We start from the raw sequence: 19154 nt of genomic DNA, 5'->3' as shown, positions 1-19154 counted from the left end.
GAGGTCCGCGGGCCCCTGCCGGGGCGGGGCGGAGGGTTCTCCGCGCCCCGGTAGACTTCCCGCACTATGCGCATCCTCGTCACCGGCGGCGCCGGCTTCATCGGTTCAGAGTTCGTCCGCCAGCTGCTCGGCGCCGGCGCCACGGACCGGATCACCGTCTTCGACAAGCTCACCTACTCCGGTGTCGAGGCCAACCTGGCCCCGGTCGCCGACCACAGCGGCTACACCTTCGTCCGCGGCGACATCTGCGACGCCGAGGCCGTCGACCAGGTGATGCCCGGGCACGACGTGGTCGTGCACTTCGCGGCCGAGTCGCACGTCGACCGCTCGATCGAGGGCGCCGGCCCGTTCGTGGTGACCAACGTCCTCGGCACCCAGGTGCTGCTGGACGCGGCCCGCAAGCACGGCGTCGGCCGCTTCGTCCACGTCTCCACCGACGAGGTGTACGGCTCGATCTCCGAGGGCTCCTGGACGGAGGAGTGGCCGCTCGTGCCGAACTCCCCGTACTCCGCCTCCAAGGCCGGCTCCGACCTGCTGGCGCTGGCCTACCACCGCACCCACGGCATGGACGTCGTGGTGACCCGCTGCTCCAACAACTACGGGCACTACCAGTTCCCGGAGAAGGTCATCCCGCTGTTCACCACGAACCTGCTGGACGGCAAGAAGGTGCCGCTGTACGGCACCGGCGGCAACATCCGCGACTGGCTGCACGTCTCCGACCACTGCCGCGGCATCGACCTCGCGATGCGCAAGGGCCGGGCCGGCGAGGTCTACAACATCGGCGGCGGCACCGAGCTGACCAACAAGGAGCTGACCGAGCTGCTGCTGCAGGCCGCCGGCGCCGACTGGTCGATGGTCGAGCCGGTCGCCGACCGCAAGGGCCACGACCTGCGCTACTCGCTCGACATCACCAAGATCGGCGAGGAGCTGGGCTACGCCCCGCAGGTGCGCTTCGAGGACGGCCTCGCGGCCACCATCGCCTGGTACCGCGAGAACCGCGCCTGGTGGGAGCCGCTGAAGGCCAAGGCCGCCCTGCGATGACGAACCCGGTGGCCAAGCTGCTGGGGGCGCTGCCCCCCGGTGTGCGGCTCGTCGCGGGGGGCACCGTCGTGCTCGGTGCCTCCTCGTACATCTTCCTGGCGCTCGCCGGGCACGGCTTGGACACCACGCAGGTGGCCGGGGTCTCGATGCTGTGGACCCTGGTCATGTCGGTCGGGTACGGCCTGTTCTCGCCGGTCGAGCTGGAGCTGAACCGGCTGGTGGCCGCCCGTGACGTGGCCGGCCAGGGCCCCGGGCCGGCCATCCGGCGGGTGCTGCTGGCCACCGTCGTGGTGCTCGCCGTGGTGCTGGCCGGCGTCGCGGCCGCGGCCCGTCCGATCGCCGACCGGTTCTTCTCCGGCGACCTCGGCCTGGTGGTCGGCATGGGCGGCGCCCTGGTCGGCCTGGCGGTCAGCTCGGTGGCCCGCGGCGCGCTGGCCGGCCTCGGCCGGTTCGGCTCGTACGGCCTGCAGCTGGGCGTCGACGGCGGTCTGCGGATCGGTCTGGCCGCGCTGATCCCGCTGTTCGGCGTGCACTCGGCGTTCGCGTTCAGCCTGATCCTGGTGATCTCGCCGCTCGCCGCCTCGGCGATCGGGATGCGCTCGGTGCTCGCCGACCGGCGCGGCGGCCCGGCGCCGGCCTGGCGCGACGTCGTCACCGGCCTCGGCCTGCTGACCGGCTCGACGCTGCTGGCGCAGCTGATGGTCAACGCCGCGGTGGTGAGCGTCGGCGTGCTCTCGCCGTCCTCCAAGGCGCTGATCGCGGCGCTGCTCAACGCGGTGGTGCTGGCCCGCGTGCCGCTCTTCGCGTACGCCGCCATCCAGGCCTCGCTGGTCTCCTCGCTGTCCGGCGCCGCGGCGGCCGGCAACCACGGGGAGTTCCGCAAGGTGCTGCTGCGCACCGGCGGCATCGTGGTGCTGATGTGCACCGCCGCCGGGCTGCCGACCGTGCTGCTCGGCCCGTGGGCCATCCGCGTGTTCTTCAAGGCGCAGGACGTGCTCGGCCCGGCCGACTTCCTGTGGCTCTCGCTCGGCACGCTCTGCTACATGCTCGCGACGGTCTTCGGCCAGGCGCTGCTCTCGCTCGGCCGCCACCAGCGGCAGTTGGCCTCCTGGCTCGCCGGCACCGTGGTCCTGGTCGCGGTCACGCTGGTGCCCGGTGCGATCGCCACCCGGGTCGAACTCGCCTACCTGGCTGGTGCCGCCGTCAGCGCGGCTGCCATGCTATGGGCGCTGAACCGCTCCCTGGCCGCTCCGGCCGGGTCCGTGACGGATCAGCGGGCAACCGCGGCGGCCTCCCGGTCGTCCCAGGTCTGAGACCCCGGTCGACCCGGGGTTACCACAACCGGCGGCGGCAGGCACGTCACGCCACGCCTTTTACACTGTGATCTCTTGGCCACGCCACTGTCGCTGAAAGGCGCTCTCAGTCGTGCATCTCACCGTCATCACCTCGATCACCGGCGTGCTGGTGCTCGTCTACATCCTGGAACTGCTGCGTCGCCAGCAGCTCCGGGAGAAGTACGCGGCGATCTGGCTCGCGATCGGCGTCGTCGTCGCGCCGCTCGGCTTCTTCCCGACGATCCTGGACTCGACCGCCCGGAAGCTCGGCATCGCCTCCGGCGTCAGCCTGGTCCTGTTCGCGGGCTTCGTCCTGCTGCTGCTGGTCTCGCTGCACCTGAGCTGGGAGGCCTCCCGGCTGGAGGCCGAGACCCGCACGCTGGCCGAGGACGTCGCGATGATGCGCGCGTACCTGGCCGAGCACCACGACTACCCGATCGCGCGCAGCAACAACGACGCCGCCAAGGCGACCGACCCCGGGGTGACGGCATGATCGACGGCAAGCGGGTACTGATCATCCTCCCGGCCTGGAACGAGGCCGAGGGACTGCCCAAGATCCTCCGCGAGATCCAGCAGAAGCTGCCGGGCGTGGACACCCTGGTCGTCGACGACGGCTCGGTGGACGACACCGCGGCCGTCGCCGCGGCGCACGGCTCCAAGGTCGCGCAGCTGCCGTACAACCTGGGCGTCGGCGGCGCCATGCGCTTCGGCTACCGCTACGCGCACCTGCACGACTACGACATCGCGCTGCAGTGCGACGCGGACGGCCAGCACGACCCCTCGTACGTGCCGTCGCTGATCGCCAAGCTCGACGAGGCCGACCTGGTCATCGGCGCCCGCTTCGCCGGCGAGGGCGAGTACCGGGTGCGCGGCCCGCGCTCCTGGGCGATGAAGCTGCTCTCGGTGGTGCTCTCCCGGATCGCCCGCACCCGGCTGACCGACACCACCTCGGGCTTCAAGGCCTGCAACAAGCCGATGATCGAGTTCTTCTCGCAGTGGTACCCGGTCGAGTACCTGGGCGACACGATCGAGAGCATGGTCGGCGCGGCCCGCTGCGGCTTCGTCATCCGCCAGGTCCCGGTCGCGATGCGCGAGCGGACCACCGGCACGCCCAGTGCCTCCCCGATCAAGGCGACCATCTACCTCGCCCGGGCCGGCCTGGTCCTGCTGCTCGCGATGATCCGCAGGATGCCCAAGCACATCAAGGCGATCCAGCCCGCCACCAAGAAGGCGGCGGCTCCCGCTCGGCAGTTCGCCGGGCGGAGCTGAACCGGGCCGGGTACCCGGGGCGTCAGGAGGATGGGGGAGGTTGGACAGCCCGCGTTCGTGCACGGGTTCTGTGCGACTTGTTAGCGTGAGCTCCACGAACGGCCGTCTCCGTCGGCGCCTCCGGGCGGCCGCGCGGCCGCGATCGGGGCCGAACGGCCTGCCGGGTTTCTCGTAGACCGGACCATCCAGGGGAAGAGTCGGACTTCAGTGCAGACAACAGCAGACACCGTCGGCGAGCGCCGCGGCGCCCAGGAGAGCAGACGACCCGAGCCGGGGGACGGGCGGACGGACCGCCTGGTGCGGCGGTTCGACGAGATCCGGACCCGCCGGTGGTTCTGGCCGGTGGCGCTGGTCGTCGGCTACGCGTTGGAGGTCGCCTTCCGCCTCGTGCTCGTGCGGGGCCTGGACTTCCCCTCGGTCCACCCGGACGAGGACACCTACCTCGTGCTGTCCCGGGTCCTGGCCGGCCGCTCGGCCACCGAGGTCCCGGTCGGCGTGGTCATCCCGGGCGGCTACCCGCTGCTGATCTCCCCGGCGATGCGGCTCTCCTCCGACCCGACCACGGTCTACCACCTGATCCTCGGCATCAACGCGCTGCTCAACGCGCTGGTGTTCCCGCTGGCCTACCTGGCGCTGCGCCGCCTGGGCGTGCGCCGGCTGCTCGCCTACGTGTTCGGCGGCGTCACCGCGCTGCTGCCGCCGGTGATCTTCTACTCGCAGTTCGCGATGGCGGACACCGTCCTGCCGGTGCTGATCCTGGCCTGGCTGCTGTGCATGCACGGCTGGCTGACCGAGGGCACGGTCAAGCGGCGCGCCTGGTGCGCGGTCGGCATGGGCCTCGCGGCCGGCTACTCGATGGCCACCCACGACCGCGGCGGCGTCGTGGTCGCGGTGACCGGCGTGGTCCTGGTCGGCGTGCTCGTGCTGCGCTGGGCGCCCTGGCGCACCACGCTGGCCGGGCTCGGCGCGCTCGGCGTCGGCGCGGGCGCCGCGAAGGCGCTCGCCTGGTGGCTGGAGCGGCAGTTCACGGTGCCGCCGAGCCAGGTCGGCACCTTCCTCATGGACGGCCTGAAGGACTTCAGCATCCTCCGGCGCACCCTGACCCGTACGGTCGGCCAGGTCTGGTACTTCATCGTCTCCACCTGGGGCATCGGCGGGCTGGCCATCGTGGTCTGCATCGTCGCGGTGTTCAGCAGCCGCTTCCGGCGGCCGGACCGGATCGTCGGCGGCGTCATGGTGGCGCTGCTCTTCGGCACCGCGCTGGCCTCCGCCGCGGCGCTGCCGGACGACGCCCGGATCGACGACTGGGTGTACGCCCGGTACACCTCGTACCTGATCCCGGCCGCCTTCGTGGCGGGCACCGCGCTCCTCGCCCGGCTCCCGCGCCGGCGCCTGGGGTACGCGGCGGTCGCCACCGCCGCCTTCACGCTGCTGCTGGCGCAGGGCGTCATCTGGTCGGCCGGCTCGAAGCTGCGCACCCAGGTGTTCGTGCTGTGGGGCATGCCGGACGTGGCGTTCCTGAGCGCGGACTGGACGAAGCTCAACATGATGCGGGCGACGGCCGCCGCGTTCGTGGTCCTGGCGGGCGTCGTGCTGCTGCTGCTCGCGGGCGGCCGCAAGGTGATGTGGGCGATCGGCATCACGCTGGCGTTCTTCGCCTGCTTCTCGATCTCGACGATCACCGAGCACGTCTCCAAGCCGTTCTCGCATTGGCGCAAGTCCGCCGCCACCGGGTTCACCAAGACCGCCGGGATCAAGCCCAAGGACAACCTGGTGATCGCCTGGGACGTGGACTGGGGCCTGCGGGCCACCCAGACCTACGAGGTCTACCCGGGCCGGGTCTGGTACCGGGACCCGCGCTGGCAGCCCGTCCCGGAGGGCGCGACGGCCGTCCTGACGCCGCTGCCGTCCGACCCGAAGGCCGCGCCCGAGTCCTACTGGCCGACCCACCCGGCGAACTGGTACGTGGACCGGACGGACAAGCAGGGCGGCTGGGTCATCTGGCGCCAGCGCTGACCGCCTGAACGGCGCGAGGGCCACCCGATCGGGGCCGGTGAGGAGCACCTCACCGGCCCCGATTGGCATCCGGGCTGCTCCATGTGGCAGTATGTCCAAGTTGCTCGGTTGAGTGCCGATGCTGCGCGCCTCCCGCCGGGAGGACCGGAAGCGAGTCCCATGTACTCGTCGTTCCCGTGATGGCCGTCAAGCGTGAGTTCTACGCCACGGCAGCTGCGGGGCGGACGTACGGGAATCTTCCGGGAAGCGTGTGCGGGGCCTCGGCCCGGCGCCCCCCTCCCCGAAAGTTCGAAACCGACGAAGTGCTTCGCCGGTTTTTTGCAAGCGCGAAGGCGACACGCCCGAGCGCGGGGGTCGGAGGGGGAGTCGTGAAGTGACTAAGGACAAAGGACTACTGAGTAGCCATGGCGGGACAGAAGATCCGCATCCGGCTCAAGGCCTACGACCACGAGGTCATCGACTCCTCGGCGAAGAAGATCGTCGAGACGGTGATCCGTACTGGTGCGCAGGTCGCGGGCCCGGTGCCGCTGCCCACTGAGAAGAACGTGTACTGCGTCATCCGCTCGCCGCACAAGTACAAGGACTCGCGCGAGCACTTCGAGATGCGTACTCACAAGCGTCTGATCGACATCCTCGACCCCACGCCGAAGACGGTTGACTCGCTCATGCGTCTCGACCTGCCGGCGGGCGTCGACATCGAGATCAAGCTCTGAGAGGCGCACCGAAGATGGCTAAGCAGATTAAGGGCATCCTGGGCGAGAAGCTCGGCATGACCCAGGTCTGGGACGAGAACAACCGGGTCGTTCCGGTGACCGTCGTCAAGGCTGGGCCGAATGTCGTGACCCAGGTCCACACCGCCGACAGCCCGGCCGGCTACGACGCCGTCCAGATCGGCTTCGGCGAGATCGACCCCCGCAAGGTGAACAAGCCCCTCGCGGGCCACTTCGCCAAGGCCGGTGTCACCCCGCGCCGCCACCTGGTCGAGCTCCGTACCTCGGACGCCTCCGAGTACACCCTGGGCCAGGAGATCACCGCCGAGCTGTTCGAGGCGGGTGTCAAGGTCGACGTGACCGGCACCTCCAAGGGCAAGGGCTTCGCCGGTGTCATGAAGCGTCACAACTTCAAGGGTCTCGGCGCCGGTCACGGCACCCAGCGCAAGCACCGCTCGCCCGGTTCCATCGGTGGCTGCGCCACCCCGGGCCGCGTGTTCAAGGGCCTGCGCATGGCCGGTCGGATGGGCCACGAGCGTGTGACCACCCAGAACCTGACCGTGCACGCGGTCGACGCGGAGAAGGGTCTGCTGCTCATCAAGGGCGCCGTCCCGGGCCCGAACGGCGGCCTCGTCCTCGTCCGCACCGCGGCGAAGGGGCTGTGAAGGATATGAGCACCATTGACATCCTGTCGCCGGCTGGCGACAAGACCGGCAGCATCGAGCTGCCGGCCGAGATCTTCGACGCGAAGGTCAGCGTTCCGCTGATGCACCAGGTCGTCGTGGCGCAGCTCGCTGCGGCCCGTCAGGGCACCCACAAGACCAAGACTCGTGGCGAGGTCCGCGGTGGCGGCAAGAAGCCGTACCGCCAGAAGGGCACCGGCCGCGCCCGTCAGGGCTCGACCCGTGCGCCGCAGTTCGCCGGCGGTGGCGTCGTGCACGGTCCCGTGCCGCGTGACTACTCGCAGCGGACCCCGAAGAAGATGATCGCCGCCGCCCTGCGCGGTGCGCTCACCGACCGGGCCCGCCACAACCGCATTCACGTCATCACCGACGTGACCGCGACCGAGGCGCCGTCGACCAAGGCCGCCAAGAGCCTGTTCGGCAAGATCACCGAGCGCAAGAACGTCCTCCTGGTCGTCGAGCGCGAGGACGAGCTGGGCCTGAAGTCCGCTCGCAACCTGCCGAACGTGCACATCCTGGACGCCGGTCAGCTGAACACCTACGACGTGCTCGTCTCCGACGATGTGGTCTTCACCCAGGCCGCCTTCGAGCGTTTCGTGGCCGGTCCGGCCGCGTCCGCCAAGGCCGTTGCCGCTGAGGGCGAGCTCGAAGGGAGCGCCGCCTGATGAGCGACGTTACGAGCAAGACGTTCACGGACCCCCGTGACGTCCTGGTGAAGCCGGTCATCTCCGAGAAGAGCTACAGCCTTCTCGACGAGAACAAGTACACGTTCATCGTGTCGCCGGGCGCCAACAAGACCCAGATCAAGCAGGCCGTCGAGGCGGTCTTCTCGGTCAAGGTCGAGGCTGTCAACACGATCAACCGTCAGGGCAAGCGCAAGCGCTCCAAGACGGGCTTTGGCAAGCGCAAGGACACCAAGCGCGCCATCGTGACGCTGGCCGAGGGCAACCGCATCGACATCTTCGGTGGTCCGGTCTCCTGAATCAGGGGATCGTGATCGTCGATTAGGACGAGGACGAGAGAGCCAAATGGGCATCCGCAAGTACAAGCCGACTACGCCGGGCCGTCGCGGCTCCAGCGTGGCCGACTTCGTAGAAATCACGCGGTCCACTCCGGAGAAGTCGCTGGTTCGCCCGCTGCACAGCAAGGGCGGCCGTAACAACGCCGGTCGTGTCACCGCTCGCCACCAGGGTGGCGGTCACAAGCGCGCCTACCGCGTGATCGACTTCCGTCGTCACGACAAGGACGGCGTGCCGGCCAAGGTCGCGCACATCGAGTACGACCCGAACCGCACCGCGCGCATCGCGCTCCTGCACTACGCGGACGGCGAGAAGCGCTACATCATCGCGCCGCGCGGCATCGCGCAGGGTGACCGGATCGAGAACGGCGCTGGCGCCGACATCAAGCCGGGCAACAACCTGCCGCTGCGCAACATCCCGGTCGGTACCACCATCCACGCGGTGGAGCTGCGTCCCGGCGGCGGTGCCAAGCTGGCCCGCTCGGCCGGCTCCGGCATCCAGCTGCTGGCGCGTGAGGGCAAGATGGCGCACCTGCGCATGCCCTCCGGTGAGATCCGCCTGGTCGACGCCCGCTGCCGCGCCACCGTCGGCGAGGTCGGCAACGCCGAGCAGTCGAACATCAACTGGGGCAAGGCCGGCCGCATGCGCTGGAAGGGCGTCCGCCCGACCGTGCGTGGTGTCGCCATGAACCCGATCGACCACCCGCACGGTGGTGGTGAGGGTAAGACCTCCGGTGGTCGCCACCCGGTCTCGCCGTGGGGTAAGCCCGAGGGCCGTACCCGTCGCCCGAACAAGGCGTCGGACAAGCTCATCGTGCGCCGCCGCAAGACCAACAAGAAGCGCTAGGAGCAGGTCAGATGCCGCGCAGTCTCAAGAAGGGCCCCTTCATCGACGGCCACCTCATCAAGAAGGTGGACGCTCAGAACGAGGCGGGTACTCAGAACGTCATCAAGACCTGGTCCCGTCGTTCCGTGATCTCGCCGAGCATGCTCGGTCACACGATCGCGGTCCACGATGGCCGCAAGCACGTCCCGGTGTTCGTCACCGAGTCGATGGTCGGCCACAAGCTCGGCGAGTTCGCTCCGACCCGCACCTTCCGTGGCCACGTGAAGGAAGACCGGAAGTCGAAGCGTCGCTAGGTGTCCCTTCTGCGGCTCCGCCGCAGAGGCACTGAGCTTTAGCGCCAGAACGACTCAATGACTTACTCCATTAAGGGGACAACCATGGAAGCCAGGGCACAGGCGCGGTACATCCGCGTGACGCCCATGAAGGCCCGCCGCGTGGTGGACCTCATCCGTGGCATGAATGCCACGGAGGCCCAGGCCGTCCTGCGTTTCGCTCCGCAGGCCGCCACCGTGCCGGTCGGCAAGGTGCTCGACAGCGCCATTGCCAACGCCGCGCACAACTACAACCACTCCAACGTGGACGACCTCTACATCTCCGAGGCGTACGTTGACGAGGGCCCGACCCTGAAGCGGTTCCGTCCGCGTGCCCAGGGCCGCGCCTACCGGATCCGCAAGCGGACCAGCCACATCACCGTGGTCGTCAGCAGCAAGGAAGGGACCCGGTAATGGGCCAGAAGGTTAACCCGCACGGGTTCCGCCTCGGCATCAGCACGGACTTCAAGTCCCGCTGGTACGCCGACAAGCTGTACAAGGACTACGTCAAGGAAGACGTCGCGATCCGTCGTCTCATGACGAAGGGCATGGAGCGCGCCGGCATCTCGAAGGTTGAGATCGAGCGCACCCGTGACCGCGTCCGCGTGGACATCCACACCGCCCGTCCGGGCATCGTGATCGGCCGCCGCGGCGCGGAGGCCGACAAGATCCGGGGCAACCTGGAGAAGCTGACCGGCAAGCAGGTCCAGCTGAACATCCTCGAGGTCAAGAACCCCGAGCTGGACGCCCAGCTCGTGGCTCAGGGCGTCGCGGAGCAGCTGTCCTCGCGCGTCTCCTTCCGTCGTGCCATGCGCAAGTCGATGCAGGGCACCATGAAGTCCGGCGCCAAGGGCATCAAGGTCCAGTGCTCCGGTCGTCTCGGCGGCGCCGAGATGAGCCGTTCGGAGTTCTACCGCGAGGGCCGTGTGCCGCTGCACACCCTGCGCGCGAACGTCGACTACGGCTTCTTCGAGGCCAAGACCACCTTCGGCCGCATCGGCGTGAAGGTCTGGATCTACAAGGGCGACGTCAAGAACATCGCCGAGGTCCGCGCTGAGAACGCCGCTGCCCGCTCGGGCAACCGCCCGGCCCGTCCCGAGGGTGGTCGTCCCGCCCGCGGTGGCGAGCGCCGTGGTGGCGAGCGCGGTGGCCGCGGCCGTCGTCCCGCCGCTGCCGAGGCTCAGGCCCCGGCTGCCGTCGAGGCTCCGGCTGCCGAGAACACCGGAACGGAGGCCTGACCCCAATGCTGATCCCCCGTAGGGTCAAGCACCGCAAGCAGCACCACCCGAAGCGCCGCGGCGCTTCGAAGGGTGGCACCGAGCTGGCGTTCGGCCAGTACGGCATCCAGGCCGTGACCCCGGCCTACGTGACGAACCGTCAGATCGAGTCCGCTCGTATCGCGATCACCCGTCACATCCGTCGTGGCGGCAAGGTCTGGATCAACATCTACCCGGACCGCCCGCTCACCAAGAAGCCGGCCGAGACCCGCATGGGTTCCGGTAAGGGTTCGCCGGAGTGGTGGATCGCGAACGTGCACCCGGGTCGGGTCATGTTCGAGCTGTCGTACCCGAACGAGAAGACTGCGCGCGAGGCGCTCACCCGTGCCGCGCACAAGCTTCCGATGAAGTGCCGGATCGTCCGGCGCGAGGACGGTGAAAGCTGATGTCGGCCGCTACCAAGGCTGCTGAGCTTCGTCAGCTGGACAACGAGGCCCTCGTTGCCAAGCTCCGCGAGGCCAAGGAGGAGCTGTTCAACCTCCGCTTCCAGGCGGCGACCGGGCAGCTCGACAACCACGGCCGGCTCAAGCTGGTCCGTAAGGACATCGCGCGGATCTACACCCTGATGCGCGAGCGCGAGCTGGGCATCGAGACGGTGGAGAACGCCTGATGACTGAGAACACCAACGAGACGCGCGGTTTCCGCAAGACCCGTGAGGGTCTCGTCGTCAGCGACAAGATGGACAAGACCGTCGTCGTCGCCGTCGAGGACCGCGTCAAGCACGCGCTGTACGGCAAGGTCATTCGCCGTACCAACAAGCTGAAGGCGCACGACGAGCAGAACGCGTGCGGTGTCGGCGACCGTGTCCTCCTGATGGAGACCCGGCCGCTGTCCGCGACGAAGCGCTGGCGCGTCGTCGAGATCCTCGAGAAGGCCAAGTAACGAAGCCGATGTGGTACGGCCGTATGTGCAGCGGGTCCCCCCGGGACGCCGGTGTGAGCAGCGGCCGGCCCGTCGACTCTCGTTGACGATCAGGAGAAAGCTGTGATCCAGCAGGAGTCGCGACTGCGTGTTGCCGACAACACTGGTGCCAAGGAGATCCTTTGCATCCGTGTTCTCGGTGGCTCCGGTCGCCGCTACGCCGGAATCGGGGACGTCATCGTCGCGACCGTCAAGGACGCGATCCCCGGTGGTTCGGTCAAGAAGGGTGACGTCGTCAAGTGCGTCGTCGTCCGCACCGTCAAGGAGCGTCGTCGTCCGGATGGCTCGTACATCCGCTTCGACGAGAACGCCGCTGTCGTGCTGAAGAACACCGAGGGTGACCCCCGTGGTACCCGCATCTTCGGCCCGGTGGGCCGCGAGCTGCGCGACAAGAAGTTCATGAAGATCATCTCGCTGGCGCCGGAGGTGCTCTAACCCATGGCGAACAGCATGAAGATCAAGAAGGGTGACCTGGTCCAGGTCATCACCGGCAAGGACAAGGGCAAGCAGGGCAAGGTCATCCAGGCCATGCCGGCTGAGAACAAGGTCCTGGTCGAGGGTGTCAACCGGGTCAAGAAGCACACCAAGCCGGGTCCGGGTACCCAGGGTGGCATCGTGACCGTCGAGGCCCCGGTGCACGTCTCCAACGTCCAGCTGGTCGTGGAGAAGGACGGCAAGAAGGTCGTCACCCGCGTCGGCTACCGCTTCGACGACCAGGGCAACAAGATCCGCGTTGCCAAGCGGACCGGTGAGGACATCTGATGTCTGAGACGACTGTTGAGAAGGTGGCCCCCCGCCTCAAGGAGCGTTACAACTCCGAGATCAAGGGCCAGCTGCAGGAGCAGTTCTCGTACGAGAACGTCATGCTGATCCCCGGCCTGGTCAAGGTCGTGGTCAACATGGGTGTCGGCGAGGCCGCCCGTGACAGCAAGCTGATCGAGGGCGCGATCCGCGACCTGACCGCGATCACCGGTCAGAAGCCGGCCGTGACCAAGGCTCGCAAGTCCATCGCGCAGTTCAAGCTGCGCGAGGGCCAGCCGATCGGCACCCACGTCACCCTCCGTGGTGACCGCATGTGGGAGTTCCTGGACCGTCTGGTGTCGCTGGCTCTGCCGCGTATCCGCGACTTCCGTGGCCTCTCCCCGAAGCAGTTCGACGGCCGTGGCAACTACACCTTCGGTCTGACCGAGCAGGTTATGTTCCACGAGATCGACCAGGACAAGGTCGACCGTCAGCGCGGTATGGACATCACCGTCGTGACCACCGCTCAGACCGACGACGAGGGCCGGGCGCTCCTGCGCGCTCTGGGCTTCCCGTTCAAGGAGGCGTGAGCCAATGGCGAAGAAGTCCCTCATCGCGAAGTCCGAGCGCAAGCCGAAGTTCGGCGTCCGGGCCTACACCCGGTGCCAGCGCTGCGGCCGTCCGCACTCGGTGTACCGCAAGTTCGGCCTGTGCCGTGTCTGCCTCCGTGAGATGGCGCACCGCGGCGAGCTGCCGGGCGTGACCAAGAGCTCCTGGTAATCAACCCAGCGCTCTAGGCACAGCCAGCGAAGCAGAGGTGCCCGATCCCACATCGGCCCGTTTTGGGCCTGCCGTACGGATTCCCGTAAGGTAGTGGGGTCGGGCCCCCTGCCACGGCTTCCCCATGGATGTCCGTGGCCCTCTTGGGGAGGGCTCGCACCCAGTCTTACTACGTCGTAGGTCCCCTGCGCTTGTGCCCTTTCCGCACTCTCCGGAGTGCGGCGAGGGGACCTGGTGCGGAGAAACCACGGCGAGAGAGGCCTGAGGCCATCATGACCATGACCGACCCCATCGCAGACATGCTCACGCGTCTGCGTAACGCCAACTCGGCGTACCACGACTCCGTGGCGATGCCGTCGAGCAAGATCAAGGCGCACGTCGCCGAGATCCTGCAGCAGGAGGGTTACATCTCCTCCTACAAGGTTGAGGACCTGGAGGAGGTGGTCGGCAAGACGCTGACCATCGAGCTCAAGTTCGGCCCCAACCGTGAGCGCTCCATCGCCGGCATCAAGCGCATCAGCAAGCCGGGTCTGCGTGTTTACGCAAAGTCCACCAACCTGCCGAAGGTTCTCGGCGGCCTGGGCGTGGCGATCATCTCCACGTCCTCCGGCCTCCTGACCGACAAGCAGGCCGCCAAGAAGGGCGTAGGCGGAGAAGTTCTCGCCTACGTCTGGTAATTCGGGAAACGGAGGTACAGCAATGTCGCGCATTGGACGGCTGCCCATCCAGGTCCCCGCTGGCGTGGACGTCACCATCGATGGCCAGACGGTCTCGGTGAAGGGCCCCAAGGGCTCGCTCACCCACGTCGTCGCTGAGCCGATCGAGATCGGCAAGGGCGAGGACGGCACCGTGCTCGTCACCCGCCCGAACGACGAGCGTCGCTCGAAGGCCCTGCACGGCCTGACCCGCACGCTGGTGGCGAACATGATCACCGGTGTGACCGCGGGCTACCGCAAGTCGCTGGAGATCAGCGGTGTCGGCTACCGCGTCAACGCGAAGGGCTCCGACATGGAGTTCGCGCTTGGCTACAGCCACCCGATCCTGGTCACCGCGCCCGAGGGCATCTCCTTCGTCGTCGAGTCCCCCACCAAGTTCCACGTGGACGGCATCGACAAGCAGAAGGTCGGCGAGGTCGCCGCGAACATCCGCAAGCTGCGCAAGCCCGACCCGTACAAGGCCAAGGGCGTCAAGTACGCGGGCGAGGTCATCCGCCGCAAGGTCGGAAAGAGTGGTAAGTAAGCGATGAGTGTCTCTGTCAAGATCGGCAAGGGCAACGCCTACAAGAGCGCCGCTCGCAAGCGCCGCGCGATCCGCGTTCGCAAGCGCGTCGTCGGCACCGAGGTGCGTCCGCGTCTCGTCGTGACGCGCTCGAACCGTCACATGGTCGCCCAGGTCATCGACGACGCGAAGGGTCACACCCTGGCGTCGGCGTCCACCCTCGACGTGTCCATCAAGGGCGCCGAGGGCGACAAGACCGAGCTGGCCAAGAAGGTCGGGAGCCTGGTCGCCGAGCGCGCCAAGGCCGCCGGCATCGAGTCGGTCGTCTTCGACCGCGCGGGCAACCGGTACGCCGGCCGCATCGCCGCCCTGGCGGACGCGGCTCGCGAGGCCGGGCTCGACTTCTAAGCCGCTCGTCGACTCTGTCGACGGACGTAAACGAGAGAGGTAATTCCAATGGCTGGACCCCAGCGCCGCGAAGGCGGCGCCGGTCGCGGCACGGGTGGCGAGCGGCGCGACCGTAAGCGTGACGGTCAGGGCAACGCCCAGGCCGTCGAGAAGACCGCTTACGTCGAGCGCGTCGTCGCGATCAACCGTGTCGCCAAGGTTGTCAAGGGTGGCCGTCGCTTCAGCTTCACCGCGCTCGTCGTGGTGGGCGATGGCGAGGGCACCGTGGGTGTCGGTTACGGCAAGGCGAAGGAGGTTCCGGCCGCCATCGCGAAGGGTGTCGAGGAGGCCAAGAAGAACTTCTTCAAGGTCCCCCGTATCCAGGGCACCATCCCGCACCCCATCCAGGGTGAGAAGGCCGCCGGCGTCGTGCTGCTGAAGCCCGCCGCCCCCGGTACCGGTGTTATCGCCGGTGGTCCGGTGCGCGCCGTCCTGGAGTGCGCCGGCATCCACGACATCCTGTCGAAGTCGCTCGGCTCGGACAACGCGATCAACATCGTGCACGCCACCGTGGTGGCTCTGAAGGGCCTCGTCCGCCCCGAGGAGATCGCCGCCCGTCGTGGCCTGCCGCTGGAGGACGTGGCTCCCGCCGCCCTGCTGCGGGCTCGTGCTGCTGGGGTGAGCGCCTGATGGCTCGCCTGAAGATCACGCAGACCAAGTCGTACATCGGCAGCAAGCAGAACCACCGTGACACCCTGCGTTCGCTTGGTCTCAAGCGCATGCACGATGTCGTGGTGAAGGAGGACCGTCCCGAGATCCGCGGGATGGCCCACACGGTCCGTCACCTGGTGACGGTTGAGGAGGTGGACTGATCATGGGCGACAACCCGATCAAGATCCACAACCTGCGTCCCGCCCCGGGTGCCAAGACCGACAAGATCCGCGTGGGTCGTGGTGAGGGTTCCAAGGGTAAGACCGCTGGTCGTGGTACCAAGGGCACCAAGGCCCGCTACCAGGTTCCGCAGCGCTTCGAGGGTGGCCAGATGCCGCTCCACATGCGTCTGCCGAAGCTGAAGGGCTTCAAGAACCCGTTCAAGATCACGTTCCAGGTCGTGAACCTGGACAAGCTGGCCGAGCTCTACCCGCAGGGTGGCGAGGTCACGGTCGAGGACCTGGTCGCCAAGGGCGCGGTTCGCAAGAACTCCCTCGTCAAGGTGCTCGGCACCGGCGAGGTCTCGGTCGCGCTGCAGGTGACGGTGGACGCCGTCTCCGGCTCCGCCGCCGAGAAGATCAAGGCCGCCGGCGGTACGGTCACCGAGCTCGTCTGAGCTCCCTGACCCCGCCGACCACCGGCTTCGAGCCCCGCACCTCCTCCGGGAGGTGCGGGGCTCGTGCTTTTACCCGGGCTTTCACCGCGGGGCCGAAATCAGCCGGTGCCGACCCTCGTTCTTTTGTGTGGCAAACCCGGGCATCCCGTACCCCGTGAGTGGGGGAGTCCCGGCTCACGCTTCTTCGGAGTGGCCGCGCACTGTTAGAGTCCGTGGAGTTCCCTTGTAGGCTGCGCGTAGGCTCGCCTGTGCCGTCTGTACGGGAGCCCGAACCGCAAACTCCCCCAATCAGGACCGACCCTCCCGCCGACGACGCGCGGGAGGCGCAGGAGGCACCGTGCTCAGTGCGTTCGCGCGGGCGTTCCAGACGCCCGACCTGCGCAAGAAGCTGCTGTTCACGCTGGGCATCATGGTGCTGTTCCGGCTGGGCTCGCACATCCCGATCCCGGGAGTCAACTTCCAGGCGGTCAACGTCTGTGTGAGCGACAGCAAGAGGAACGGCCTGTTCGGGCTGGTCAACCTCTTCAGCGGTGGCGCGCTGCTGCAGCTGACGATCTTCGCGCTCGGCATCATGCCGTACATCACGGCGAGCATCATCCTCCAGCTCCTCACGGTCGTGATCCCGCGACTGGAGATGCTGAAGAAGGAGGGTCAGGCCGGCCAGGCGAAGATCACCCAGTACACCCGCTACCTGACCATCGCGCTCGCCGTGCTCCAGGGCACCGGCATCGTCGCGACGGCCTCCAGCGGCGCGCTGTTCTCGGGCTGCCCGGTGGCCAACGAGATCGTTCCGGACACCGGCGTGTTCCGGATCGCCGTCATGGTCATCACCATGACCGCCGGCACCACCGTGATCATGTGGCTCGGTGAGCTGATCACCGACCGCGGCATCGGCAACGGCATGTCGCTGCTGATCTTCACCTCGATCGCCGCGCAGTTCCCGTCGCAGCTGTGGAACATCAAGCAGTCGGGCACCATCGGCGGCGGCTGGGTCGAGTTCCTGTCCGTGATCGCGGTCGGCATCATCGTCGTGATGCTGGTCATCTTCGTCGAGCAGGCCCAGCGCCGGATCCCGGTGCAGTACGCGAAGCGCATGATCGGCCGCCGGTCCTTCGGCGGGACCTCGACGTACATCCCGCTCAAGGTGAACCAGGCCGGTGTCATCCCGGTCATCTTCGCCTCGTCGCTGCTGTACATCCCGGCCCTGGTGGTCCAGCTGACCAACAGCCAGGCGGGTTGGGCAGTGTGGATCAACCGGCACTTCGTCAAGGGTGACCACCCGATCTACATGGCCACCTACTTCCTGCTGATCGTCTTCTTCGCCTTCTTCTACGTCGCCATCTCCTTCAACCCCGAAGAAGTTGCCGACAATATGAAGAAGTATGGTGGGTTCATCCCGGGCATCCGGGCCGGCCGCCCGACGGCCGAGTACCTGAACTACGTGCTGACCCGAATCACGTGGCCGGGTTCCCTCTACCTGGGCCTGATCGCGTTGATTCCGATGATCGCCCTGGTCGCCTTCGGACAGCAGTCCAGCTTCCCGTTCGGCGGTACCAGCGTGCTCATCATCGTCGGCGTCGGACTCGAAACTGTGAAGCAGATCGAGAGCCAGCTCCAGCAGCGCAATTACGAAGGGTTCCTCCGCTGATGCGTATCGTCCTCGTTGGTCCTCCCGGGGCCGGGAAGGGTACTCAGGCGCACCTGCTCGCCAAGACCCTGTCCATTCCCCACATCTCGACCGGAGACCTGTTCCGCGCCAACATCGGTCAGGGCACCCCGCTGGGGCTCGAGGCCAAGAGCTACATGGACGCGGGTCGCCTGGTTCCGGACGAGGTCACCATCGGGATGGCCAAGGACCGCATGCTCCAGCCCGACGCCGCCAACGGCTTCCTGCTCGACGGCTTCCCCCGCAACCTGGGCCAGGCCAAGGCGCTGGACGAGTTCCTCGCCGAGCAGGGCATCAAGCTCGACGGCGTGCTGGACCTGGAGGTCCCCGAGGACGAGGTCGTCCGCCGGATCGCCGGCCGCCGGCTGTGCCGCAACGACGGCGGCCACGTCTTCCACGTGGACTACAACCCGCCGAAGGTCGAGGGCGTCTGCGACGAGTGCGGCGGCGAGCTGTACCAGCGCTCGGACGACACCGAGGACAAGGTGCGCACCCGGCTGGAGGTCTACCACACGGAGACCGAGCCGATCATCGACTACTACGTCCAGCAGGACCTGGTGGCGACGATCTCCGCCCTCGGCAAGGTGGACGAGGTCACCCAGCGCGCGATCGAGGCGCTGAAGCAGAACGGCTGAGGTTCCTCAGCGAGTACGCACGTACGGCCGGGTCGCCCGTGGAGCGGGCGGCCCGGCCGTTTTCGGCGTCGTACGGTGGTAGGCAGTGGTAATCCGGACTTGGAAGGCGTGACCTGATGGTGGAGATCAAGACCCCCGAGCAGATCGCCAAGATGCGAGCGGCCGGCCTGGTCGTCGCCGAGGCGCTGAAGGCCTGCCGCGAGGCGGTCGCTCCCGGGGTGACCACCCAGGAGCTCAACGACATCGCGGACAAGGTGATCACCGACCACGGCGCCACCTCGAACTTCCGCGCCCACCACGGCGGCCTGTGGTTCCCGGGCGTGATCTGCGCCTCGGTGAACAACGAGGTCGTGCACGGCATCCCGGGCGACCGGGTGCTGCAGGAGGGCGACCTGATCTCGATCGACTGCGGCGCCATCCTGGACGGCTGGCACGGCGACTCGGCGATCACCGTGGCGGTCGGCGAGGTCCGTCCCGAGGTCGAGATGCTGAGCCGGGTCACCGAGGGCTCGATGTGGGCCGGCATCGCCCAGATGAAGAAGAACAACCGCCTGGTCGACGTCTCGAAGGCGATCGAGGGCTTCATCCGCCGCCAGCCGCTGCCGCCCAAGGGCAAGTGGGGCATCACCGAGGGCTACGGCGGCCACGGCATCGGCACCGCGATGCACATGGAGCCGCACGTGCTGAACTACGTCGAGCGCGGCCGCGGCAAGGGCCCGAAGCTCGTCCCCGGCACGGTGCTGGCGATCGAGCCGATGGTCTCGCTGGGCACCCCGCACACCACCGTGCTGGAGGACGACTGGACGGTCGTCACCAACGACGGCACCTGGGCCTCGCACTGGGAGCACTCGGTGGCCGTCACCGAGCAGGGCCCGCTGGTGCTGACCGCCTTCGACGGCGGCAAGGCCGAGCTGGCCAAGCTGGGGATCACCGCCGCTCCGGACCCGCTCGCGTAGTGGCGGAGGCGGCCAAC

Annotated in this window: 29 protein-coding genes; all 29 read left to right on the top strand. The window is 68.0% G+C overall.

What is annotated here, in order from left to right:
* The first annotated feature begins 66 nt into the window (after window positions 1–66).
* The 29 genes from rfbB (at window position 67) to map (ending at window position 19137) form a co-directional block, all read left to right on the top strand.
* A complete protein-coding gene (gene rfbB / locus VM95_RS06395) occupies window positions 67–1041 on the top strand; it encodes a dTDP-glucose 4,6-dehydratase (RefSeq protein WP_045693049.1) in 975 nt (324 codons plus the stop codon).
* Window positions 1038–2354: an MATE family efflux transporter gene (locus VM95_RS06390; protein ID WP_052706392.1), complete on the top strand. Its 1317-nt coding sequence runs from the start codon at window positions 1038–1040 to the stop codon at window positions 2352–2354. The genes rfbB and VM95_RS06390 overlap by 4 nt, the downstream gene beginning before the upstream one ends.
* Before the next feature lie 112 nt (window positions 2355–2466).
* Entirely contained in the window at window positions 2467–2868 is a 402-nt protein-coding gene (locus tag VM95_RS06385) for a DUF2304 domain-containing protein (protein ID WP_063773458.1), read from the top strand.
* Window positions 2865–3644 carry a glycosyltransferase family 2 protein gene (locus VM95_RS06380; RefSeq protein WP_045693048.1) on the top strand — a complete coding sequence of 260 codons (780 nt, stop codon included), beginning with the start codon at window positions 2865–2867 and terminating at the stop codon, window positions 3642–3644. Before VM95_RS06385 ends, VM95_RS06380 begins: the two co-directional genes overlap by 4 nt.
* 207 nt (window positions 3645–3851) lie before the next feature.
* The gene (locus VM95_RS06375; RefSeq protein WP_157882001.1) at window positions 3852–5660 is read left to right on the top strand and encodes a phospholipid carrier-dependent glycosyltransferase; all 1809 of its coding nucleotides are present in this window, start codon (window positions 3852–3854) and stop codon (window positions 5658–5660) included.
* Window positions 5661–6064: 404 nt separating this feature from the next.
* Window positions 6065–6373, top strand: coding sequence for a 30S ribosomal protein S10 (gene rpsJ / locus VM95_RS06370; RefSeq protein ID WP_012785157.1), 309 nt, complete (start codon window positions 6065–6067; stop codon window positions 6371–6373).
* Between the two features lie 14 nt (window positions 6374–6387).
* Window positions 6388–7035, top strand: a complete 648-nt coding sequence (gene rplC / locus VM95_RS06365) for a 50S ribosomal protein L3 (RefSeq protein ID WP_031063055.1) — start codon at window positions 6388–6390, stop codon at window positions 7033–7035.
* A gap of 5 nt (window positions 7036–7040) precedes the next feature.
* Window positions 7041–7718 carry a 50S ribosomal protein L4 gene (rplD, locus tag VM95_RS06360; RefSeq protein WP_045693046.1) on the top strand — a complete coding sequence of 226 codons (678 nt, stop codon included), beginning with the start codon at window positions 7041–7043 and terminating at the stop codon, window positions 7716–7718.
* Window positions 7718–8035 carry a 50S ribosomal protein L23 gene (gene rplW / locus VM95_RS06355; protein ID WP_030280768.1) on the top strand — a complete coding sequence of 106 codons (318 nt, stop codon included), beginning with the start codon at window positions 7718–7720 and terminating at the stop codon, window positions 8033–8035. The genes rplD and rplW overlap by 1 nt, the downstream gene beginning before the upstream one ends.
* Window positions 8036–8081: 46 nt before the next feature.
* Window positions 8082–8918 carry a 50S ribosomal protein L2 gene (gene rplB, locus VM95_RS06350; RefSeq protein ID WP_030232466.1) on the top strand — a complete coding sequence of 279 codons (837 nt, stop codon included), beginning with the start codon at window positions 8082–8084 and terminating at the stop codon, window positions 8916–8918.
* 11 nt (window positions 8919–8929) lie between these two features.
* A complete protein-coding gene (rpsS, locus tag VM95_RS06345; protein WP_030280772.1) occupies window positions 8930–9211 on the top strand; it encodes a 30S ribosomal protein S19 in 282 nt (93 codons plus the stop codon).
* 84 nt (window positions 9212–9295) lie between these two features.
* On the top strand, window positions 9296–9643 hold the full coding sequence (rplV, locus tag VM95_RS06340) for a 50S ribosomal protein L22 (RefSeq protein WP_030280773.1): 348 nt from the start codon (window positions 9296–9298) through the stop codon (window positions 9641–9643).
* Window positions 9643–10467 carry a 30S ribosomal protein S3 gene (rpsC, locus tag VM95_RS06335; protein WP_045693045.1) on the top strand — a complete coding sequence of 275 codons (825 nt, stop codon included), beginning with the start codon at window positions 9643–9645 and terminating at the stop codon, window positions 10465–10467. Before rplV ends, rpsC begins: the two co-directional genes overlap by 1 nt.
* A gap of 5 nt (window positions 10468–10472) precedes the next feature.
* Window positions 10473–10892: a 50S ribosomal protein L16 gene (gene rplP, locus VM95_RS06330; RefSeq protein ID WP_045693044.1), complete on the top strand. Its 420-nt coding sequence runs from the start codon at window positions 10473–10475 to the stop codon at window positions 10890–10892.
* Window positions 10892–11116: a 50S ribosomal protein L29 gene (gene rpmC, locus VM95_RS06325; RefSeq protein ID WP_031063040.1), complete on the top strand. Its 225-nt coding sequence runs from the start codon at window positions 10892–10894 to the stop codon at window positions 11114–11116. The genes rplP and rpmC overlap by 1 nt, the downstream gene beginning before the upstream one ends.
* Entirely contained in the window at window positions 11116–11388 is a 273-nt protein-coding gene (rpsQ, locus tag VM95_RS06320; RefSeq protein WP_014136278.1) for a 30S ribosomal protein S17, read from the top strand. The genes rpmC and rpsQ overlap by 1 nt, the downstream gene beginning before the upstream one ends.
* A 102-nt stretch (window positions 11389–11490) precedes the next feature.
* Window positions 11491–11862, top strand: coding sequence for a 50S ribosomal protein L14 (rplN, locus tag VM95_RS06315; protein WP_030232481.1), 372 nt, complete (start codon window positions 11491–11493; stop codon window positions 11860–11862).
* Window positions 11863–11877: 15 nt separating this feature from the next.
* Window positions 11878–12189: a 50S ribosomal protein L24 gene (rplX, locus tag VM95_RS06310; protein ID WP_030263484.1), complete on the top strand. Its 312-nt coding sequence runs from the start codon at window positions 11878–11880 to the stop codon at window positions 12187–12189.
* The gene (gene rplE, locus VM95_RS06305; RefSeq protein ID WP_030280779.1) at window positions 12189–12758 is read left to right on the top strand and encodes a 50S ribosomal protein L5; all 570 of its coding nucleotides are present in this window, start codon (window positions 12189–12191) and stop codon (window positions 12756–12758) included. Before rplX ends, rplE begins: the two co-directional genes overlap by 1 nt.
* 4 nt (window positions 12759–12762) lie before the next feature.
* Window positions 12763–12948: a type Z 30S ribosomal protein S14 gene (locus VM95_RS06300; RefSeq protein ID WP_030055830.1), complete on the top strand. Its 186-nt coding sequence runs from the start codon at window positions 12763–12765 to the stop codon at window positions 12946–12948.
* Between the two features lie 272 nt (window positions 12949–13220).
* Complete coding sequence (gene rpsH, locus VM95_RS06295) at window positions 13221–13625, top strand: 30S ribosomal protein S8 (protein WP_045693043.1); 405 nt, start codon at window positions 13221–13223, stop codon at window positions 13623–13625.
* Window positions 13626–13647: 22 nt separating this feature from the next.
* Window positions 13648–14187, top strand: a complete 540-nt coding sequence (rplF, locus tag VM95_RS06290; RefSeq protein ID WP_045693042.1) for a 50S ribosomal protein L6 — start codon at window positions 13648–13650, stop codon at window positions 14185–14187.
* 3 nt (window positions 14188–14190) lie between these two features.
* Entirely contained in the window at window positions 14191–14574 is a 384-nt protein-coding gene (gene rplR, locus VM95_RS06285) for a 50S ribosomal protein L18 (protein WP_030280785.1), read from the top strand.
* A gap of 48 nt (window positions 14575–14622) precedes the next feature.
* Window positions 14623–15243, top strand: coding sequence for a 30S ribosomal protein S5 (rpsE, locus tag VM95_RS06280; RefSeq protein ID WP_045693041.1), 621 nt, complete (start codon window positions 14623–14625; stop codon window positions 15241–15243).
* Complete coding sequence (rpmD, locus tag VM95_RS06275) at window positions 15243–15425, top strand: 50S ribosomal protein L30 (protein ID WP_030055835.1); 183 nt, start codon at window positions 15243–15245, stop codon at window positions 15423–15425. Before rpsE ends, rpmD begins: the two co-directional genes overlap by 1 nt.
* Before the next feature lie 2 nt (window positions 15426–15427).
* A complete protein-coding gene (gene rplO, locus VM95_RS06270; RefSeq protein WP_030280790.1) occupies window positions 15428–15880 on the top strand; it encodes a 50S ribosomal protein L15 in 453 nt (150 codons plus the stop codon).
* Window positions 15881–16217: 337 nt separating this feature from the next.
* Window positions 16218–17528, top strand: coding sequence for a preprotein translocase subunit SecY (gene secY / locus VM95_RS06265; RefSeq protein ID WP_045693040.1), 1311 nt, complete (start codon window positions 16218–16220; stop codon window positions 17526–17528).
* Window positions 17528–18181: an adenylate kinase gene (locus tag VM95_RS06260; RefSeq protein ID WP_045693039.1), complete on the top strand. Its 654-nt coding sequence runs from the start codon at window positions 17528–17530 to the stop codon at window positions 18179–18181. The genes secY and VM95_RS06260 overlap by 1 nt, the downstream gene beginning before the upstream one ends.
* A gap of 116 nt (window positions 18182–18297) precedes the next feature.
* A complete protein-coding gene (gene map / locus VM95_RS06255) occupies window positions 18298–19137 on the top strand; it encodes a type I methionyl aminopeptidase (protein WP_045693038.1) in 840 nt (279 codons plus the stop codon).
* The last annotated feature ends 17 nt before the right edge of the window (window positions 19138–19154 follow it).

This window comes from Streptomyces rubellomurinus, assembly GCF_000961885.1.
Classification (GTDB): Bacteria; Actinomycetota; Actinomycetes; order Streptomycetales; family Streptomycetaceae; genus Kitasatospora; species Kitasatospora rubellomurina.
Note: the sequence above shows the minus strand (reverse complement) of the source record. Positions and strands in the feature narration are given on the sequence as shown.

Coding starts and splice junctions, on each gene's coding strand:
- VM95_RS06300 (WP_030055830.1), top strand. CDS start 12,763: ATGGCGAAGAAGTCCCTCATCGCGAAGTCCGAGCGCAAGCCGAAGTTC.
- rplO (WP_030280790.1), top strand. CDS start 15,428: ATGGGCGACAACCCGATCAAGATCCACAACCTGCGTCCCGCCCCGGGT.
- rpmD (WP_030055835.1), top strand. CDS start 15,243: ATGGCTCGCCTGAAGATCACGCAGACCAAGTCGTACATCGGCAGCAAG.
- rplB (WP_030232466.1), top strand. CDS start 8,082: ATGGGCATCCGCAAGTACAAGCCGACTACGCCGGGCCGTCGCGGCTCC.
- rplV (WP_030280773.1), top strand. CDS start 9,296: ATGGAAGCCAGGGCACAGGCGCGGTACATCCGCGTGACGCCCATGAAG.
- VM95_RS06260 (WP_045693039.1), top strand. CDS start 17,528: ATGCGTATCGTCCTCGTTGGTCCTCCCGGGGCCGGGAAGGGTACTCAG.
- rplE (WP_030280779.1), top strand. CDS start 12,189: ATGTCTGAGACGACTGTTGAGAAGGTGGCCCCCCGCCTCAAGGAGCGT.
- rplC (WP_031063055.1), top strand. CDS start 6,388: ATGGCTAAGCAGATTAAGGGCATCCTGGGCGAGAAGCTCGGCATGACC.
- map (WP_045693038.1), top strand. CDS start 18,298: ATGGTGGAGATCAAGACCCCCGAGCAGATCGCCAAGATGCGAGCGGCC.
- rplD (WP_045693046.1), top strand. CDS start 7,041: ATGAGCACCATTGACATCCTGTCGCCGGCTGGCGACAAGACCGGCAGC.
- rplF (WP_045693042.1), top strand. CDS start 13,648: ATGTCGCGCATTGGACGGCTGCCCATCCAGGTCCCCGCTGGCGTGGAC.
- rpsJ (WP_012785157.1), top strand. CDS start 6,065: ATGGCGGGACAGAAGATCCGCATCCGGCTCAAGGCCTACGACCACGAG.
- rpsQ (WP_014136278.1), top strand. CDS start 11,116: ATGACTGAGAACACCAACGAGACGCGCGGTTTCCGCAAGACCCGTGAG.
- rpsS (WP_030280772.1), top strand. CDS start 8,930: ATGCCGCGCAGTCTCAAGAAGGGCCCCTTCATCGACGGCCACCTCATC.
- rpsE (WP_045693041.1), top strand. CDS start 14,623: ATGGCTGGACCCCAGCGCCGCGAAGGCGGCGCCGGTCGCGGCACGGGT.
- rpmC (WP_031063040.1), top strand. CDS start 10,892: ATGTCGGCCGCTACCAAGGCTGCTGAGCTTCGTCAGCTGGACAACGAG.
- rpsH (WP_045693043.1), top strand. CDS start 13,221: ATGACCATGACCGACCCCATCGCAGACATGCTCACGCGTCTGCGTAAC.
- rplR (WP_030280785.1), top strand. CDS start 14,191: ATGAGTGTCTCTGTCAAGATCGGCAAGGGCAACGCCTACAAGAGCGCC.
- VM95_RS06390 (WP_052706392.1), top strand. CDS start 1,038: ATGACGAACCCGGTGGCCAAGCTGCTGGGGGCGCTGCCCCCCGGTGTG.
- rplX (WP_030263484.1), top strand. CDS start 11,878: ATGAAGATCAAGAAGGGTGACCTGGTCCAGGTCATCACCGGCAAGGAC.
- rplP (WP_045693044.1), top strand. CDS start 10,473: ATGCTGATCCCCCGTAGGGTCAAGCACCGCAAGCAGCACCACCCGAAG.
- rfbB (WP_045693049.1), top strand. CDS start 67: ATGCGCATCCTCGTCACCGGCGGCGCCGGCTTCATCGGTTCAGAGTTC.
- VM95_RS06380 (WP_045693048.1), top strand. CDS start 2,865: ATGATCGACGGCAAGCGGGTACTGATCATCCTCCCGGCCTGGAACGAG.
- rplW (WP_030280768.1), top strand. CDS start 7,718: ATGAGCGACGTTACGAGCAAGACGTTCACGGACCCCCGTGACGTCCTG.
- rpsC (WP_045693045.1), top strand. CDS start 9,643: ATGGGCCAGAAGGTTAACCCGCACGGGTTCCGCCTCGGCATCAGCACG.